The following is an 18,107-nucleotide window of genomic DNA, read 5'->3' on the forward strand; positions in this document are numbered from 1 at the left end:
GAGCCGGGTAAAGCGATCCCATAGCCGCTTCCAGCTTTGGTTACATCATTGTCTCCGATATACGTTTTCCCGGTTGTTTTATCGTAGCCTGTAAAGTTCATTGGCTTGATACTCTCCGCATTTTTAATTGTCGGATTGACAGTGAGTACTTGAAACGCTTTTGTCGAGCCAAACCACGTACCATTACTTGCCACCATTGCCGACGCTGCCGGAGAGGTAGCAATCCACGTTAAGCGATCTTTTGACTCATCTGGTGTTTCAAAATCAGAGATATTGATTTTCCCAGTGCCAGGAGGGGACTCAATAGTTCCTTCATCCTCCACAGTCAACTTCCCAATGGAAATCAACCCTGTCGTTGTAGAAATTCCTAATCCGCCACCTTTTGATAAGTGAACATCGCCAAATTCATTGTAGGTTGTTCCGTGATTTGCTGCAGTTGCACTACTTCCGTTTTTAACATTTCCACCAGAAGCCATCAACTTAAGCCCATTCGTAATATTCATCGAAGTAAAATTCAGTACTCCTATTCCTGAACTATTAATTGGCTCTTTTTGATAGACACCTAGTCCATCTACATTTGCACCAATCGTAAAGACAGACTTGTTCGTACTTGCAGCGACAATCGCATTCGTAAAGTTATCAGATTGATTTCCCCCAGATAATCCATTGATGCTTTTTGCCCCCTGCAGATTAACTTCTACATCTCGAAGAATTTTAGAGTTTGAGAGGTTGGAATACTGTGTTGCATACAAATTCCCAATCGTAGAACCATCAGCTTGAATATTCATGATGATTTTTCCACTTTTCGTGTTTGCCGCATTTGTCCCGCCATCGCCATAAATATTGGCTCCAGCAAGTGAATCTACTCCAGGTTTTGCATAAATGTTTAACGTAATTGTATTGTTTTCGTCAGTTCCAAGGTTAGTGTTAACCCCAGCAGGACGTCCGCCAGTGACAGAAGTTCCGGTTGGCAATTTAAAATCGCCATCGTAATTTCTTAAATCAATCGTTAAATTCGCGTTTCCCGCAATGGTTCCACTATTAGTTACACCGCCTGAGAAACCATTGTTTCCTGAACGTGTTCTCCCAGAAAAATCACCGCCATAAACGTAATTATCTGAGTTTCCAGTAACCAAATGACTCCCAACTCCATAGGTTCCTCCCATAGATGCATTGATTACGCCATCGTAAACTTCCACGCCAACGTTTCCTACAATTTTACTATCGCTCCAGCCACCGCCAGATAGGAACCAGTCGACTTGACCATTCATTACGGTTGCATGCGTGTCACCGAAGATTCTATCGGTTTCAAAACCGCCACCTTCAAGAGTATCTACAAGACCTGCATTCATGATATTGGATGTGTTTCCTTCAACAACGCCAGAAAATCCACCGCCATAGGTCCAACGTGCAAACGTATTATTTTGAATGGTCTTCGTATTTCCTTTAATGTAAATTGGATAACGAACGCCTACATTGCCACCTGCACCCACAACGTCTAGCGGTACACCAAAAGGACGAGTATTCGTAGAGTTAGAATAGGCCATATTAGATGGCATAGAGCCTCTGTATACAAGTCCCTCTCCTCCAGCAGTTCCATCACCCTTGTATGTCCCAAGCTCGATGGTTGTATTTCCTTCGATATAGCCTGCACGACCTGCCGCAGTAACATAGTAACCAGCGCCATTACCAATTGAGCCTTTGGTAACCTTTGTATAAATGTTCCCATAGAGCTTAAATTTAGCAGCATCTTCCGCAAGCTGTTGTCGTTGCTCTGGAGTATAGGCATCGTAAGTAGTCAAATTGCTGGCGCCCATCGTTGATTGCGTTAATCTTGAGGCAGATTCCCCTGCTCCACCATTGAAATAGTTAATTCCTCCGTTACTTGCCGTTGGACCAGCCGTAACCGTACTTGTAATATTTCCTTTAATCGTTCCTGAAATATTATTAGCACCTTCAAATTGATCTAATGTTCCAGAATATAAGCTGATATCTAATAGGCTTGTGATGACATCTTTGCTTACATCCGTTCCAATATCGCCAGTACCAGAACCACCAGTAAATCGAACAGTTGTCCCTCTAAATCCGCCATATCCGGAGATACGAGAATTGATTGGTCCTGTGATATTCCCAAAAAGCGTTCCGCCAAAGAATTTATTAAATAAAAATCCTGAAGCTGAATCTTTAATATCTATGGTTGTATTAACTGTCCCCTCAGTATTCGCAGGAGCTGCACTTGTTCCCACACCTGCTCCATAAATTTCATTAATATATCCTTTTGTGTTTGTTACGGTTGTTGTAATATTTCCTTTGACTGTTCCAGATTTTGCGCCGCCACTAAGAGTTGCAATGTTTCCAGTGGTATTATTAATGACAATACTTGGATTTCCGGTTAAGGTTCCTCCAGCTTCATTCCCACCATAGAACTCCCACGTACCAGAGCCTGTCGCATCCAAGGTTAACGTCGGATTTCCCGTAATATCTTCATTATCTGCTCCGCCATATACACTAAATCCATTCCCTGAAGAACCACCTGTCAGAGTTAGATTGTGGCCATTCATGTACATCTTCGCACCTGAATAAGAGATATTCCGAAAAATAACTGACGTTCCAAAATAAACACTATTTGCTGTACCTGTACCAAATGTCAATGTTTTACTATTTGCAGGTACTGCAGTATCTGTTGTAATTGGATCATCTGAATTTCCAGTAATAGTCAATGTGCCAACTTTTCCAGCCAACGCATAAAACGTTGCATTTGTTGCATCTACTGTCGCAGGTACAACTTTTGCCTGAATACCAGTGCCAGTAAGAGATACGTTTGCACCTATGTATAAAACGTAGTCGCCACCTGCACCGTTTTGATAAAGATCATTTAATGCTGATCGAACGCCTGCGCTACTTGCTGCGTATTCTTTGTACGCATTGTTTGCATCCGTTGGGTCAGGCACAACAATCACTTTCGTTTTATCTGCTGCACTAATCACATCTTTAATAGAAGTGTTTACTGCAAGCTTTGCTGATCTCGCTTTTACTTCTTTAAACACAGAAATAATTGTTAAATCACTAGTAATTTTCAACGATTGTAGCTCTTTCGTTGAATAAAGTTCATCGCCAATTTTCCACCCTAAAAAATCCTCTAACTGGTCTGCTGCAGGAATTTCTTCAGAGGTTAGTTGGCTTGTATCCTCCTTTTCTACTTTGATTTCTGTAACATTTGACGAGAAATTGTGTTTAGCGTCTGTTAGAAATGTCACATGATGAACAAGTGTTTTTTCACTTTCATCAACCATTTCTTGTGAAGACTCTTCACTGCCTCCAACTATAGATTCGCTTGATTCCGAAGAGCTTGTAGAATTTGTAGATGATTGACTCGATACTGTTTTTTCTTCGGTTTCTATTACAGATGACTCGTCAACCGTTTCATCTGATGTAACAGTTTCGGCTACTGCAGTCGCAGACATCCAAACTGGACTTATCACCAAAACCAAGCTAAAAAATATTGTTGCGATTTTCTTCACTTTTTCTCCTCCTTTTTAAAAAATTTTGAAGTATATAAACAAATATCGTTATCAACGAACTCATCTACATTATTAGTCTATACTTTATGATGGATAAAATTTTAAACGTTTTTTTGTAAAAAAATCAAATTTCGTTTTTTTTTCAATATTTTTTGATTAAAAAACACCTATAAAGCTTATGGATAAGCGATTAATTTTTTTTTGAAAAATAATTCAATAACAAAAATATTTTTTATGAATTTTCAAAAAATTGATTATTTTCATTAAGTTGAACCGGTCTTACATTATATCTAGACATGAAGACATAACCATTAATAAAACAAAATCTTAATTTAAAATTGGCAAAAATTTGAAGAAAATTTAAGAAAACGTACGTTTTTAAAGAGATTTTGTTTAAAAAAAGAAATATTTTGTCTAAATTTTAAAAAAGTTGATTATCTCTACTTTCGATTACATATTTAAAAACAACTAAAATCGTCATTTTTTTAATTTTTACTATTAGAAGACACACACTATGAAAAAGTCATCCTTCAATTTAGTCAAAAAAAAAACAGTATCTCTGTTAAGAATACTGTTTCTCTTCTAATTTATATTTTATCTGTTTAGTTTTACTCTGCATCTAAAGGTAATTCTTCTTGTCCTTCTTCTACAAGCGTTGAGCCATCACCAATTCCATACGCTTCACGAACGCGCGCTGAAATTTCAGCCATCATTTCAGGATGCTCCGACATGTAAATCTTCACATTTTCACGACCTTGACCAATTCGTTCTTCTTTATAAGAGTACCATGCACCACTCTTATCAACGATGTCCTTCTCAACAGCCATATCTAATAGCTCACCTTCTTGAGAAATCCCTAAGCCATACATCATATCGACTTCAGCAACTTTGAATGGTGGAGCAACTTTGTTTTTTACCACTTTAATTTTCGTACGGTTACCTACGATATCCGTTCCTTGTTTTAATTGTTCTGCACGACGGACTTCTAAACGAATCGTTGCATAAAATTTTAATGCACGCCCGCCAGGAGTCACTTCTGGATTACCGAACATAACACCAACTTTTTCACGAATCTGGTTGATGAAAATAGCAATTGTCTTTGTCTTATTAATTGAGCCTGATAGTTTACGCAAAGCTTGTGACATTAAACGTGCTTGAAGCCCCACGTGACTATCACCCATTTCTCCATCAATTTCTGCACGAGGAACTAAGGCTGCTACCGAGTCAATAACAACAATGTCTACTGCACCACTCGATACCAAGGCATCAGCGATTTCCAGTCCTTGTTCTCCTGTATCCGGCTGAGAAAGTAGTAACTCATCAATATTTACCCCTAATTTTTGTGCATATTGAGGGTCTAGCGCATGCTCCGCATCAATAAATGCTGCTGTTCCTCCATTTTTTTGCACTTCAGCAATTGCATGGAGGGCTACGGTTGTTTTCCCTGAACTTTCTGGTCCATAAACTTCAACAATTCTTCCTCGAGGATATCCGCCAACGCCTAAGGCAACATCAAGGGCTAATGAACCACTTGGAATTACAGAGATTTGTTGGTCAATTTTTTCGCCTAGCTTCATAATAGAGCCTTTACCATAATTCTTTTCTATTCTTTTTAGTGCAGCATCTAAGGCTGCTTTACGATCATCTGCCAATCGGATAATCCTCCTTATAGTTTAAACATACTGTTTACATTTCTTTTCAATAAATCAATAATAGCTTTTTTTTTCAAAAAAATCAAGAAAAACCGAACAAATATTCGCATTTTTATTTTTCTGTTAAAATTGCCCGCCGAATTAAGTCTAAGCCTTTCATGACTGCACTTTGTTGGACGTACTGACGGTTTCGATTAAAGTGATAACAGCGTGCTTCCACTTGTCCATCCCTTTTTGCTAAGCCAATCCATACGGTTCCTGCTGCTTGTCCTTCCAATTCATCTGGGCCAGCAACACCCGTAAAGGAGAGCGCAAAATCCGTTTGTCCAAGTGCTAAGCTATTTACTGCCATTTCTTTTGCACATTCTTCACTCACTACGCCATATTTTTCGATAGTCTCCTCTTTCACCCCTAGAAGTGCAATTTTTAGTTTGGGTGAATAGGTGACAAGTCCTCCTGGGAACACTTCGGAAACACCAGAAATACTGCCTAAGGTTGACTGAAACATTCCAGCAGTCAGACTTTCCGCTGCTGTCACTGTTTTTCCATGGGCCCGCAATAAATCAACAACTACTTTTGCTAAACTATTATCATCACCATAGCCATAGAAAAATTCACCCACTCGCTGAAGTATTTTTTGCTCTAGCTCTTTAAGCAATTTTTCTGCTTCATTCTCATCGCCTGTTTTTACAGTGATTCGCAACGTGACTTCGTTTTCCTTAGCGTAAGGAGCAATTGTAGGATTCGTTTGCCCATCAATTAAATCAGCGAGATCAGTCACTAACTGCGATTCGCCAATGCCGTAAAAACGTAGAACTGTTGAATAGAGCTTTTCCTCTGTCGGAAAGACCTTTTGTAATTCTGGCACTGCATTTTGGCGAAACATTGGTTTTAATTCGCTTGGGGGACCCGGTAATAATAAATAGGTACTCTTTTCTCCTTGATACAATGACCCTACTGCCAAACCATTTGGATTTTGTAACGTAATACTATCTTGGATTGTTAACGCCTGCTGTAAATTATTTTCAGTCATCACTCGCTGTGAGTTTTCAAAAAAGTGTAGAAGAATCTGATAGCCCTTAGGATCCTGTACGAGAGACTTGCCTACATGCCTTGCGACAACCTCTTTTGTCAAATCATCCTCTGTTGGTCCCAAACCTCCGCATAACACAATCAAATCACTTCGTTTATCTGCTAAATTTAACAGCTCCTCTAATCGATTCCGATTATCTCCTACAACGGTTTGATAGTAGACCTCCATCCCCAAATCAGCGAGCTGCTCCGATAAAAATGTTGCATTTGTATTAACAACTTGCCCTAACAATAATTCTGTTCCAACTGCAATAATCTCTGCCTTCATTACTTTCCCTCTTCTCTAGTAACATACGCCTTTTCTACTTTTCTCTTTTATTTTATCAAAAAAAAGAAGCTAATACATGATTTAGCTCCTACTTCTCTTCATTCAATAGATAAAATGAATAGTTGCAAATGAATCTGCACCTTATTCATTCCGTATTACATTGATCCCTTAAACACATCACTATTTTTGGCAAAGTAATCTACTCCTGAGTAAATAGTAAATACTAAGCAAATATATAACATAATTTGTGCAACTGGAATTCCTGTAAGATTAAATGGTACATTGTCAATTAGTAATAAAATAATTGCCACCATTTGTGTAGCCGTCTTTACTTTTCCTGGCCATGCTGCAGCCATGACTTCGCCACCTTCGACTAACAATAAACGTAGCCCTGTTACTGCTAATTCACGACAAACAATAATTGCAACAACCCAACTCGGCGCTTTATCTTGCCCAACTAACATAATAAACGCCGTCATAACAAGCATTTTATCAGCTAATGGGTCTGCAAATTTCCCGAAATTCGTCACTAGCCCTTGGGAGCGAGCTATTTTTCCATCTAGCCAGTCGGTGATGCTTGCCACTGCAAAAATAATCGCTGCGACTAGTTGTGTAACCGCTAGATTCACCTCTCCCACATGGAGCGTTCCCCAGTCCAGATTAAGAACCATAATCAAAATAAAAACAGGAATCATAAAAATACGTAAAACCGTTAATTTATTTGGTAAATTCACTACAATACCCCTCTCTTACTCCCTATTATTCTACGTTAGGAAGTTAAAACTTTCCACTAAAGTCATTTTATTCATGTAAAAAATAAGAAAAGTCTGGGACATAACTATACTAGTTACTTCCAGAACTTCTAAAATATTGCTAAAGGTTGGAGAAGGAAGGGACTCAGCTCCACTTCGTTTCACTCTCAACAACTTCGACGCATGGAACATGCTGGAGTTGAAGGTATCGGAAACAAACTGAAAGTACCTCTCTTCATCTTTTTCTTTCAAAAGCAGATGAAGAGCTGTACCTGATGGGTTCTCAGAGCTGAATGCCGCTATCCCAATCTCTTAATTGTTTTCCTGGTAGGTGATTGTCATATTCACATTTTTTCTTAACGCTGTATTGGTTGGATTAAAGGCTAAACTCTCACCATTGGCTTTTATTTTAACATTTGCACCGGCACCAATAATTATCGTTGCGTTAGCTACATTGGCTGGCAATGTCGTTGATTGTTTTTCATCTGGTTGCAGTGTGTACTGATAAATATAGGCGCCATCAACCATTACCCCTAACCAGCAAGGACCCGTTTGACCTTCAAAATCAAGTTTGATTGGCTCTTTTACTTCGGCTAACGTCATGTTCACATCATCCCCAGATTCACTGTCCAGGCTAATCTTCATCTTAGATTCTTTCGATTCTTCTGTAGACGTTTCTTGTGTTGAACTTTCTGTCGATTCCACCGTTGAAGATTCAGTCGTCTGGCTTGATGTTTCTTTTGTTTGTGTATCAGAAATGCCATCCACACTAATAGAAGTGTTCGGACTTGCAATCATCGGATCAGATTGACGGTTTTGCCAAGTATAATAAAACACAACAATCAAGATAGCAAGTGCCACTAAGCCCAAAGCAATTGCAGGAAGACTTCGTATCAGTCGATTGGGTGTATGCTCTTCTTCATAAATATCTTTTCTTGAACCATTTGCAAGTTCAGGCTCAGGACGTTTGATACGTTCTACGGGATATAAATCCTCTTCCCCATTAAATACCGCTACTAGGTGTTCACCGTCTTCTCCTACTGCATTCGCATACTGTCTAATAAACGCGCGAACATAAAAAGTGCCGGGTAAAGAATCATAATTGTCTGATTCAATTGCCTCTAAATAGCGTTTTTGAATTTTCGTCATTTGCTGTAGTTCATCTAACGAAATATTTTTATCTAAACGGGCTTGCCGTAATTTTGCTCCTATATATCCATTGGCCACTCGCTCATCTTCTCCAGTCTATTTTTCGTTCAATCAGTTCCCCAAAAGGCAACTTCTGTCATTTAATTTGTCGTTTCAATCATGTTTCATTCGCATCGTATGCGGTTTTTTCTCACGATTTTTTTCTTTGTTTCCTATTCCATATAGCTATTGTCTAGCTTCTCAGCTTTCGTAACATCCATCAGCTTCTTAGTTAACAACGGCTATTTTTACTAAGTAATAGTTACGACTATCATCCAGTAACTCTTTTGAATAAAACATCTGTAAAATATAATAGCAGATAATGCAGGAATGCCAAAATCATCTACTTGTTTTTGATTTTTTTCTAAATGTCTTATCTCTGCAGATTCACCACAAGACAAGCTTGTTGACCGCTCAGAAAACAACTAATTCTCTATTTCCAACATCTCTAAGGATACCACAAAAAATTCTTGATTGGGATAGGTTTCTTACAAGTCTAAAACGAAACTTAATAGTTTTTTCTGGTTTGTAAGAATAGATGGAAAAAGATTGGAACCGAAGTGTTCAGCTTCGGAAACTGCGTAGAGACTGTGCATCATTAGAGGTGAACTATCATGGTTTGCAACACCAAATAGGGCCATCTCTTCCCAGCTTTTATTAAGATTTTACGAGGGTGGGTTATAACTATCCAAGTTATAGCCCACCCTCCTTGCTTCACTTATCACTCAACACGGTCTTCAAAGAATCAGTTTTTACAGGCACATGCTTCCTTGACTTTCATTTACTCGAAAAAAACGGTCTATCGACTAACTTATTTTTTAGGATACATAAAAAATCGGCTAAAGTTTTCTGGCTGAATAAATGAGTCTGCTACAGTGAATATATCGGACAATTCAATTGACTGAATAACCTCAGGCATGTCAAACAAGGTCGTTTCACCAAATAAACTTTGTGTGAATTGATTGGCAATATATTCCAACGAATTTAATGACTGGAAATATTTTCCCAGCATTTTTTTCTTCAAAAGAATTAAATTTTCTTCGTTAATTTCTGTATTTTCTTTATAATTTACTAATACACGTTCAATTTCATCGGCTGCTTCTTTAGGTAATTCCGCATCACCGCCAAAATCAGCAAAATAAAAGCTTCGATCTAAATTAAATTCAAAACCAAAGGAATCATCGATTACTCCAGAATTATATAACGTTAAATAATTTTGAGAGGTATTTCCTAATAGCAACTGCATGAGCAGACTCATCGCCAACTTAAATCGAAGAAGTTCACGCCCTTCTTCTGGCAGCTCCGCTGTTCCTTTTATGCCTAAAATAAACTTAGGTCGTGTGATGGCCATCTCAAGCTGACTCTCTTTTATGATGTCCGTTTTTTCTTCTTTTGGAAAGTGACGAACTAGCTCTTTTGCCGGAGCAAACTCTTTACTTGCCTGATTTTTACGAATGGTTTCCATCATTATCTCAGGCTCCATTTTTCCCACAACAAATAAAGTCATATTACTTGGGTGGTAAAATGTATGGTAACAAGTGTACAAATCTTCCGCCGTTATTTCTGCAATACTTTCAACTGTTCCAGCAATATCAATATGAAGCGGGTGTTTGGGATACAAATTTCCTAGTATGCCAAAAAAAAGGCGCCAATTAGCATCATCCTCATACATTTGAATTTCCTGCCCAATGATTCCTTTTTCCTTTTCCACGGTCTCTTCCGTAAAATAAGGCGCTTGAACAAAATCAATCAGCGTTTCCAAATTCTTTGTCACTTGATCTGTTGTTGAAAATAAATAACTGGTTTTCGTAAAACTGGTAAACGCATTGGCTGAGGCCCCTTGTTGTCCAAAAAGCTGAAAAACATCGCCTTCTTCTTTTTCGAACATTTTGTGCTCTAAGAAATGAGCAATACCATCTGGAACTTTTGTAAGTGCTGTTTCACCTAAGGGAATAAATTCATTGTCAATGGAGCCATAATCTGTCGTAAAGAGCCCATAGGTTTTATGGTAGTCATTTTTTGGTAATAAAAAGACACGTAAGCCATTGGGTAATGTTTCTTCATACAATACTTCATTTATTTGTTCATAGTAAGTTTTATTCATGGATTTTCTCCCCATCTAAAAAGAATATCGCTTGCAGTTTTACTTGTTTCGCTACGGCTTGAACTTCTTCAATCGTGATTTTATTCAAACGGTTTAACCATTCTTCATCAGTTAATGCGGTCTCTGGCAGCCAGTGATTTAAATAATTGGTTTCAATTGCTGACTGTGGACTATCTAAAGATAAAAGATACTGGTTTTTCAACATGGCTTTCGTTTGAGCTAACTCCAGCTCAGACACTTCTCCTTGACGAAGACTCTCTAACTGTTCGGCAACCAAATGCATCACTTTGTTTCTATTCTCACCATCAATGCCTGTTTGAACCGTCATATACCCTCTAAATGTGTCAACACTACTAGAAGCATAATAAGCCAGACTCTCTTTTTCTCGAACATTCATAAACAGCTTGGAGTGAGGAAATCCCCCAAAAAGTCCATTAAAGACCATCAAAGCAAACCGTTGGGCTTCCCCATAATAAATATTCGTTGTATAAGCAAGATTCAGCTTCGCTTGCGTAATTGGCTCCTGTTCTTGACGTTCGGCAATAATATTCTCAATTGGTTGACGGTAAAAAATGTCTGGACGACTCACTTCTCTTGGGGCAAAAGGTAGCTGTTTCATCAGAGAAGTCACTTCTTTTTCGTCTACATCACCTACGACAAATATATCTACCTGATCTTTCGTTATCATTTCTTGATAGTAGTCTGCCATCTCGTGTGCAGTCAGCTTTTGTAATGCTTCCACCGTACCAAAACTTGGTATTTTCTGGTGCTCATCTTTTCCAAAATATAACTCCTGTAGCGCGTAAGAAGCATAGGTTTGCTTGTCTTCTTTTAAGCTTTCCAAATAAGAGCGTAAGTTTTCTTTCTCTAGCGCAAATGTTTTTGGTTCAAAGGTTCCCTCTTGTATATTCGGGAAAAATAAAACCTCTTTCAGAAAATTAACGACCTCTGGTAACAGCTCTGTATCAGAAACATATTTTCCATTCACCACATTTAAACCAGCATTTAACCAGTGAAGATTTCCTTTTTTTCCAACATTTAGCCCAAAACTTGCGCCATAAAGCTCCGCTAACTGCGCACTTAATTTCGTTTGATCTGGGTAATGTAAGCTGTTGGTTTCCAATAAACTGCTAAGCAGCGTTCTTTTGGTTATAGTTGATTGGTCTAGTCTTGTCGTAAAGCGGACAAAGACTCGTAAGGTTTTATATTTTTCAGTAGGTAAAATATGAAGATTTACCCCATTTACTAATTCAGTCATCATCTATTTAAAAGCTCCTTTACACTTCTTTCAAGTATCATTAATTATAGCATAGCTAGACAATCTTTTATGAATTTCTGAACTATTTTAAATGTTTATTAGTTCAACTTTTTTCGGTTGTTAGTTATACTTAAACCAACGATTGTAAAGGAGGAAACAACGTGCTTAAAGAATTTAAAGAGTTTATCACTAAAGGGGATGTACTAGATTTAGCTGTTGGGGTTGTGATTGGGAGTGCTTTTACTGCTATTATTAATAAAATTGTTGAAGGCCTGATTACACCATTAGTTGCTTTATTCATTTCTTTGTTTACAAATGGCAAAGACTTACAAGAAGCAACTTCAATACTTGATTATTCACCAGTCAAGGGGGTAAAATTTGCCTTTGGTGATGTCATTACAGCGATTATTACCTTTATCTTAACCGGATTTGTTTTATTCTTAGTGGTTAAAGCAGCCAATCGAGCGAAAAATCTTCGTAAGAAAACAGAAACTGAAGAAGTAATTGAAGAAACACCTGCTGTTGAAATCTATTTAAGTGAGATTCGTGACTTGCTAGAAAAACAAACAGCAAACGAAACAGCTACACGCGAAAACTTACCAAAAGAATAAAACCCAAAAAATAAAAAAAGAACCTTAGAGTGATTCTACAATGTGATTTGTAAAATGACGGCTAAGGTTCTTTTCTTGCTTAAGGACGGATTTCCATATCAATGTGTGGAATATCATCTTCTAAATACACTTCAGAAGTTGGCTGAAACCCAAATGTACGATAAAAATTTTGCAAGTGGGCTTGGGCGCCTATAATGATTGGCGTATTAGGAAATACGGACTGAATCCAGTCTAATGTTAACTGGACAATCTTTCTTCCTAGTTGCTGATTTCGATAATCTTCCTTTACAAGTACACGACCAATGTGTACCCCATCGTTACTTTTATATACACGAGTATAGGCACATATCTCTTCACCGTTTCTCAAATACGTATGCCAAGCAACTGGATCTAACGCATCTACTTCCTGATAGGCACAATTTTGCTCGACAACAAATACAGCAATTCTTGTTTTGATTAATTGATAAAACTCTACTGTGGTTAATTCATCAAATGTTTTTACGGTATATTCCATAAAAAGGCCCCTTTCAAAAGAAAAAAAAGAAGAATGGATTCTCACACCCACTCCTCTAGTTTATATTGCTTCAGATAAGAATTCGATTTCGACAGTTCTTGTCAGTACATCAGAATAGCTGTAAGAAACACGCTCAAAAGAGTTTTCATCTGGATCTAAATCCACTACAAAAACAGAAGGATACGTTTCTGTAAGCACACCCTTACGTTCTGTTTGGCGCTTTCTCCCTGTTTGAGCAACTAACATAATTTGACTCCCGATACGTCCCTCTAAATCCTTTTTAATCGTTGCTAAAGTTGTTGGCATAAAAGTTCACCTCAAGTAACATACTATCATATATTATGAAAAATTACAAGTTTACCACAGAAAAAAACGAATTGCAATATTATTTTCTTTACAAAAAGATGAGGGACTCTTTTCTTTTTTTCATTTTCTATCGAGAGTCATTCATTTGATTGCCTATTTTTCTTTTCGCACGGTCATATGCACTACGAATTTTTTTAATATCCATAGATTTTTTTTCAGCAATATCTTCTAAACTTTCTCCTAACAGATAGGCATTTAGTACTTCTTTCTCAAAACTTGAAAAGATAGACTCATAGTCTCCTAAGGCTTCTCTAATTAATAAATTTTCAAGTGCATACGGTTCTTCAAAACCGCTACTCACTAGAAACTCTGACCCTTCAACTTCCATCTTTTCTTCCAATGATACTGATAACTCTGCTGTCCGTCTCTTTAATGCATGCTGTCTGCGCAGTAAACTGCGAATTCGATTTTCCATGGCCCGCTTAAAAAAACTGCCAAAGGTTGCACCATTTTTTTCATCAAATGCCTTCAGGGATTGATAACAAATGATTTGCCCCTCTTGTAACCAGTCATCCGAATCAAAATCCCGTATATAATACTTTTTCTGCAGATGATAAACAATTGGGCGATATTGTTGAAATAGTTGTGCAAAAGCATCCTCGTCCCCCTCCTTTGCCGCCTTAATAATGTCCATAAAAAAAGTGCTCCTTCCAAGTTTATTTCAGAAGAAGCATACCATTTAATTTTATTAGGAAAATTTGCTTATATTGGGTTTATTTATCTTTTGATAAATCTTCCAACTTTTCGGAAAGTTTTTTTAATTGGTCTTCATTCCACGGAGAGTTTCGTCGGAAGTCAATAAAATGCATATCTTTACTATCCTGAGCAATTGATTTTTCTGTTTTTTTAATGCTCTTATACAATTCATTGGCAGAGGTTCGCAAAGCGCCTTGTGAAAAGACTACCCATTGTTCTGCCAAGTCACTTGTCGCTACTGTCACTTGTGTTAATCGTGTATTTAATTCTCCGGCAATCCGTTCAATATAACTATCAGCTGTTTCCTCTTCTTTTGTAAAAACAACGGATAACTGATATTTCTTGTAATTTTGTTGAATACCAGGAACTAACTGAGCATCAAAAACAACAATAATTTTTATTCCTTCATATTTTGCATAATTTGATAAACGATTGAGCAAAGCCTCTCGTGCGTCTTCCAGCAGATCCTGCTTTTTTAGCTGTACTAGCTCAGGCCAAGCACCAATCATATTGTATCCATCCACAATCAGTAATTGACTCTTCATACTCGTTAGCCTCCATGGCGCTTTCGCACAACTTCATACATCAATAAGCCTGCTGCAACTCCTGCATTCAAACTTTGCACATGACCCACCATTGGTATTGTGAGCATTTCGTCTACCTCTTTTTTCAGCCCTTGACTCATACCACGTCCTTCATTTCCAACAATCAAGGCAATCGACCCTTTTGTATTCCATTTTTGGTAGTTTGTACCTTGCATATCCGTACCAAAAATCCAAAAGTTCTTTTCCTTCAATTGTTGAATTGCATGCGTTAAATTCGTCACACGAGCAATGGGTACATATTCAACTGCTCCCGTAGAAGCCTTGGTTACTACTGGTGTAATTCCTACTGCACGATGTTTGGGAATAATTACGCCTGTAACCCCGCTTGCATCGGCTGTTCTTAAGATTGAGCCAAAATTATGAGGATCTTCCAAGCTATCCAAAATTAAAAAGAATGGTTCTTCTTCTTTTTCTCCCACTTCTAGTAATTCTTCTAGAGAAAGGTATTCATAAGGGGTAATAGCCAGTACCATTCCTTGATGCACACCATGATCGCTCAAGGTCTCCAGCTTTTGTTTAGGTACCCATTTTACAGGAACAGATTGCTCTTTAGCTAATGCCTTCAATTCTTCTATTTTTTCTCCACGGGCATCCTCTTGTAAAAAGAGTTTATTTCCACGACCTTGCTGCAATGCCTCTGTAGTTGCATGGAAGCCAAAGACAAAATTATCTGCTAATTCTTCAGAACTTCCTGCAAGTTCTGAAGACTGATACGTTTCTTTTGGACGTTGCTGTTTAGTTTTCGTCTGGTAAGATGTCTGCTTTCGTTTCTCATCTTTTCCATGGAAACCACTTGATTTTCTTCGGTCATTTCCTCTATTTTTTGACTGCGCGTGCTCACGTTCATTCTTTCTTTTTTCGTTTTTCATTTTTGCTCACCCACCTTTTCTATACACCAGCCTACTAGCTCTTCTAACCGTGTCGTTTGTTTTGTTAAATGAAGATAGCCCATCAAGGATTCAAACCCTGTCGCAACTCGATACGTAGTAATATCCGCATTTTTTGCACTGGTATGACTCTTTGCATTTCGTCCACGCTTATAAAAAAGCTCTTCTTCTCCAGTTAACAGATTCTCTGCTAACATCGCTTGAATAAGCATCGCCTGTGCTTTTGCAGAAACATAGTGTGTCGCTGTTCGATGAAGCTGATTAGGCTTTGTTAACCCCTCTTCTACAAGGTAGTCCCGAATATAAATTTCATAAATTGCATCACCGACATAGGCTAGTGCCAAGCCATTTAGTTGTGTATGATCTCTCATAGCTCTCTTCTCCATCTCGTTCCTTGAGGCGTGTCTTCCAAGATAATCCCTTGTTCTTTTAGCTGATCGCGAATCTCATCACTACGAGCAAAATCACGATTCTTTCGTGCTTGAATACGTTCTTCAATCAATTGATCTACTTCTTCGTCCACTAATTCATTAGACAAAAATTCAATACCGAAAATACTGAGCCACTGACGATATTTTTCCAATCCTGCAGACAAAACAGTTTTAGATACCACCGCTTCCTCACTATACGTATTTAACCATTTTGCAAACTCATAAACAAGTGTGATGCCATTTGCAGTATTAAAATCATCATCCATCTCTTCTGTGAAACGATTCTCTAGTACGGTTAATTCTTCTAGCTTTTGTTCATCCTCAGGAGTAGTTTCTACTGCTGAAGCTAAGCGAAATTGACTATTTTCAAATGCTGTACGAAGTTTTTGAAGATTTGTTGCAGCTTCTTTTAGCGTCGTCTCACTGTAGCGAATTGGGCGTCGATACTGGGTAGTCGCCATGAAAAATCGCAGGACTTGCGGATCAACTTTCTTCACCAATTCATGTACTGTCACGAAATTCCCCAGAGATTTGCTCATTTTTTCATCGTCTTCACCAATCGTCACATATCCGTTATGCATCCAGTAATTGGCAAAAGTTTTCCCTGTTTTCGCTTCACTTTGTGCAATTTCATTTTCATGATGAGGAAACTCCAAATCTTGTCCGCCTCCATGGATATCAATTGTATCGCCAAGATGCTTTGTCGCCATAACAGAACATTCGATATGCCAGCCTGGACGTCCTTTTCCCCAAGGCGAATCCCACGAAATTTCTTCTGGCTTCGCTGATTTCCATAAAGCAAAGTCTAATGGATCTTCTTTTAGCTGTTGCTCTGCACCCATACGTTGACTTGCTCCTATCTCTAATTCATCGACAGATTGATCGCTTAGCTGCCCATATTGAGGGAATTTACGCGTACGATAATAGACATCTCCTGATGATTCATACGCATAGCCCTTTTCAATTAAAGCGTCAATAAATGTGATAATGTCAGGCATATGATCCATCACACGTGGATGTAAATTTGCAGGAAGAACATTCAATGCTTTTGTATCTTCTTCAAATGCTTCAATAAATCGATTCGCTACTTCTGGTGCAGTAAGGTTCAATTCTTTTGCTGCCCGGATAATTTTATCATCTACATCTGTAAAATTAGAGACATAGTTTACTTCATATCCACGATATTCAAAGTAGCGGCGAATAGTATCAAACGCGATTGTACTGCGCGCATTTCCAATATGAATATAGTTATAAACCGTCGGACCACAAACATACATGCCTACTTTGTTTTCTTGAATCGGTTGAAAGACTTCTTTTTCTCTTGTTAATGTATTATAAATTTGAATCATCTGTGTTCCTCACTTTCTCTCCATTTATTCGTACTACCTTTGCAGGAATGCCCACAGCTGTCGCTCCGTCTGGTATATCTTTAATAACAACCGCACTTGCTCCGATTTTTGCCTTTTCTCCAATTGTAATAGGTCCTAATATCTGTGCATTTGCTGAAATCAATGCGCCTTTTTTTACGGTTGGATGTCTTTTCCCGTGATCTTTTCCTGTTCCCCCCAAGGTTACGCCGTGGAAAAGAACTACATCCTCTTCAATCTCAGCTGTCTCTCCAATAACGACACCCATCCCATGATCGATAAACACACCTGCAGCAATTTTTGCACCGGGATGTATTTCAACTCCCGTAATGAAACGCCAAAATTGTGCATGCATCTTCGCCAAAAGATAGAAATGACGACGATAAAGAACATGAGAAACCCGATGCCAAAAAAGAGCGTGAAATCCTGGATAGGTCAACACGATTTCCATCGTTGAACGAGCAGCCGGATCATTTTTCTTTGCTGCTTCTATTCCTTTTTTAAACCAGCTCATCCTCTGACTCCTTTCTTTGTCACCACCGAGAGTGCACATAACTCAATTATTTATCCTACGCGTTTTACTGATGAATGGCGGGAACAAAGTCTGTGATTTCCTCTTAGTATTCCATTTTTTAATCGCTAAAAAATTCTAATAAAAAAAACGCCTTTTAAATAAGTCTCCTTATCTAAAAGACGCACTTTTCCTGCGTGGTTCCACTTTTTTTTACAGCTATCCATTTTTACAGCTGCCTCTAAGCGTGTAACGACGCCAATCGTTTTGAGCTACCTCTATTT

15 protein-coding genes, 1 pseudogene and 1 other annotated feature (1 of these 17 running past the window's edge) are annotated in these 18,107 nt (G+C 38.2%); of the genes and pseudogenes, 1 reads left to right on the forward strand and 15 read right to left on the reverse strand.

Going from position 1 to position 18,107, the window contains the following annotated elements:
• The 7 genes from I589_RS16250 to yfmF all read right to left on the reverse strand — a co-directional run.
• Positions 1-3,521: beta strand repeat-containing protein (locus I589_RS16250; protein ID WP_016250114.1), on the reverse strand; the 3,521-nt coding region annotated here is incomplete at its 3' end.
• A gap of 608 nt (positions 3,522-4,129) precedes the next feature.
• On the reverse strand, positions 4,130-5,173 hold the full coding sequence (gene recA, locus I589_RS16255; RefSeq protein WP_010766884.1) for a recombinase RecA: 1,044 nt from the start codon (positions 5,171-5,173) through the stop codon (positions 4,130-4,132).
• Between the two features lie 112 nt (positions 5,174-5,285).
• The gene (locus I589_RS16260) at positions 5,286-6,533 is read right to left on the reverse strand and encodes a competence/damage-inducible protein A (protein ID WP_010766883.1); all 1,248 of its coding nucleotides are present in this window, start codon (positions 6,531-6,533) and stop codon (positions 5,286-5,288) included.
• Positions 6,534-6,688: 155 nt separating this feature from the next.
• On the reverse strand, positions 6,689-7,267 hold the full coding sequence (gene pgsA / locus I589_RS16265; protein WP_010766882.1) for a CDP-diacylglycerol--glycerol-3-phosphate 3-phosphatidyltransferase: 579 nt from the start codon (positions 7,265-7,267) through the stop codon (positions 6,689-6,691).
• Positions 7,268-7,597: 330 nt separating this feature from the next.
• A complete protein-coding gene (locus I589_RS16270; protein WP_010766881.1) occupies positions 7,598-8,512 on the reverse strand; it encodes a helix-turn-helix domain-containing protein in 915 nt (304 codons plus the stop codon).
• 772 nt (positions 8,513-9,284) lie between these two features.
• Complete coding sequence (gene yfmH, locus I589_RS16275; RefSeq protein WP_010766880.1) at positions 9,285-10,577, reverse strand: EF-P 5-aminopentanol modification-associated protein YfmH; 1,293 nt, start codon at positions 10,575-10,577, stop codon at positions 9,285-9,287.
• Positions 10,570-11,838, reverse strand: a complete 1,269-nt coding sequence (gene yfmF / locus I589_RS16280; RefSeq protein ID WP_010766879.1) for an EF-P 5-aminopentanol modification-associated protein YfmF — start codon at positions 11,836-11,838, stop codon at positions 10,570-10,572. Before yfmF ends, yfmH begins: the two co-directional genes overlap by 8 nt.
• 158 nt (positions 11,839-11,996) lie before the next feature.
• Between yfmF and mscL the strand changes: the two genes are divergently transcribed.
• Entirely contained in the window at positions 11,997-12,446 is a 450-nt protein-coding gene (gene mscL / locus I589_RS16285) for a large conductance mechanosensitive channel protein MscL (RefSeq protein WP_010766878.1), read from the forward strand.
• Between the two features lie 79 nt (positions 12,447-12,525).
• Here mscL and I589_RS16290 read toward each other — a convergent pair whose 3' ends face one another.
• The 8 genes and pseudogenes from I589_RS16290 to epsC all read right to left on the reverse strand — a co-directional run bounded on the left by I589_RS16290 (position 12,526) and on the right by epsC (position 17,826).
• Positions 12,526-12,960 (reverse strand): GNAT family N-acetyltransferase, encoded by a 435-nt coding sequence (locus I589_RS16290; RefSeq protein WP_034685537.1) that lies wholly within the window; start codon positions 12,958-12,960, stop codon positions 12,526-12,528.
• Between the two features lie 60 nt (positions 12,961-13,020).
• Positions 13,021-13,266, reverse strand: coding sequence for a Veg family protein (locus I589_RS16295; RefSeq protein ID WP_010766876.1), 246 nt, complete (start codon positions 13,264-13,266; stop codon positions 13,021-13,023).
• Positions 13,267-13,393: 127 nt separating this feature from the next.
• A complete protein-coding gene (locus I589_RS16300) occupies positions 13,394-13,960 on the reverse strand; it encodes a sigma-70 family RNA polymerase sigma factor (protein ID WP_010766875.1) in 567 nt (188 codons plus the stop codon).
• Between the two features lie 79 nt (positions 13,961-14,039).
• Positions 14,040-14,567: an NYN domain-containing protein gene (locus I589_RS16305; protein WP_010766874.1), complete on the reverse strand. Its 528-nt coding sequence runs from the start codon at positions 14,565-14,567 to the stop codon at positions 14,040-14,042.
• A gap of 5 nt (positions 14,568-14,572) precedes the next feature.
• Positions 14,573-15,310: pseudogene (gene rlmB / locus I589_RS16310) on the reverse strand (23S rRNA (guanosine(2251)-2'-O)-methyltransferase RlmB); the annotation flags it as partial.
• 182 nt (positions 15,311-15,492) lie between these two features.
• Complete coding sequence (locus tag I589_RS16315) at positions 15,493-15,885, reverse strand: Mini-ribonuclease 3 (protein ID WP_010766872.1); 393 nt, start codon at positions 15,883-15,885, stop codon at positions 15,493-15,495.
• On the reverse strand, positions 15,882-17,294 hold the full coding sequence (gene cysS / locus I589_RS16320; RefSeq protein ID WP_010766871.1) for a cysteine--tRNA ligase: 1,413 nt from the start codon (positions 17,292-17,294) through the stop codon (positions 15,882-15,884). Before cysS ends, I589_RS16315 begins: the two co-directional genes overlap by 4 nt.
• Entirely contained in the window at positions 17,278-17,826 is a 549-nt protein-coding gene (gene epsC / locus I589_RS16325) for a serine O-acetyltransferase EpsC (RefSeq protein WP_010766870.1), read from the reverse strand. The genes cysS and epsC overlap by 17 nt, the downstream gene beginning before the upstream one ends.
• A 172-nt stretch (positions 17,827-17,998) precedes the next feature.
• Positions 17,999-18,107, reverse strand: a binding site (T-box leader) (it continues 112 nt past the right edge of the window).

The organism is Enterococcus phoeniculicola ATCC BAA-412 (assembly GCF_000407505.1).
Taxonomy (GTDB): domain Bacteria; phylum Bacillota; class Bacilli; order Lactobacillales; family Enterococcaceae; genus Enterococcus_K; species Enterococcus_K phoeniculicola.

What these genes read in the sequence shown, in the direction of transcription:
- I589_RS16260 (WP_010766883.1), bottom strand. Translation starts at nt 6,533, where the DNA reads ATGAAGGCAGAGATTATTGCAGTTGGAACAGAATTATTGTTAGGGCAA.
- I589_RS16315 (WP_010766872.1), bottom strand. Translation starts at nt 15,885, where the DNA reads ATGAGAGATCATACACAACTAAATGGCTTGGCACTAGCCTATGTCGGT.
- cysS (WP_010766871.1), bottom strand. Translation starts at nt 17,294, where the DNA reads ATGATTCAAATTTATAATACATTAACAAGAGAAAAAGAAGTCTTTCAA.
- I589_RS16305 (WP_010766874.1), bottom strand. Translation starts at nt 14,567, where the DNA reads ATGAAGAGTCAATTACTGATTGTGGATGGATACAATATGATTGGTGCT.
- yfmH (WP_010766880.1), bottom strand. Translation starts at nt 10,577, where the DNA reads ATGAATAAAACTTACTATGAACAAATAAATGAAGTATTGTATGAAGAA.
- I589_RS16300 (WP_010766875.1), bottom strand. Translation starts at nt 13,960, where the DNA reads ATGGACATTATTAAGGCGGCAAAGGAGGGGGACGAGGATGCTTTTGCA.
- I589_RS16290 (WP_034685537.1), bottom strand. Translation starts at nt 12,960, where the DNA reads ATGGAATATACCGTAAAAACATTTGATGAATTAACCACAGTAGAGTTT.
- yfmF (WP_010766879.1), bottom strand. Translation starts at nt 11,838, where the DNA reads ATGATGACTGAATTAGTAAATGGGGTAAATCTTCATATTTTACCTACT.
- epsC (WP_010766870.1), bottom strand. Translation starts at nt 17,826, where the DNA reads ATGAGCTGGTTTAAAAAAGGAATAGAAGCAGCAAAGAAAAATGATCCG.
- I589_RS16295 (WP_010766876.1), bottom strand. Translation starts at nt 13,266, where the DNA reads ATGCCAACAACTTTAGCAACGATTAAAAAGGATTTAGAGGGACGTATC.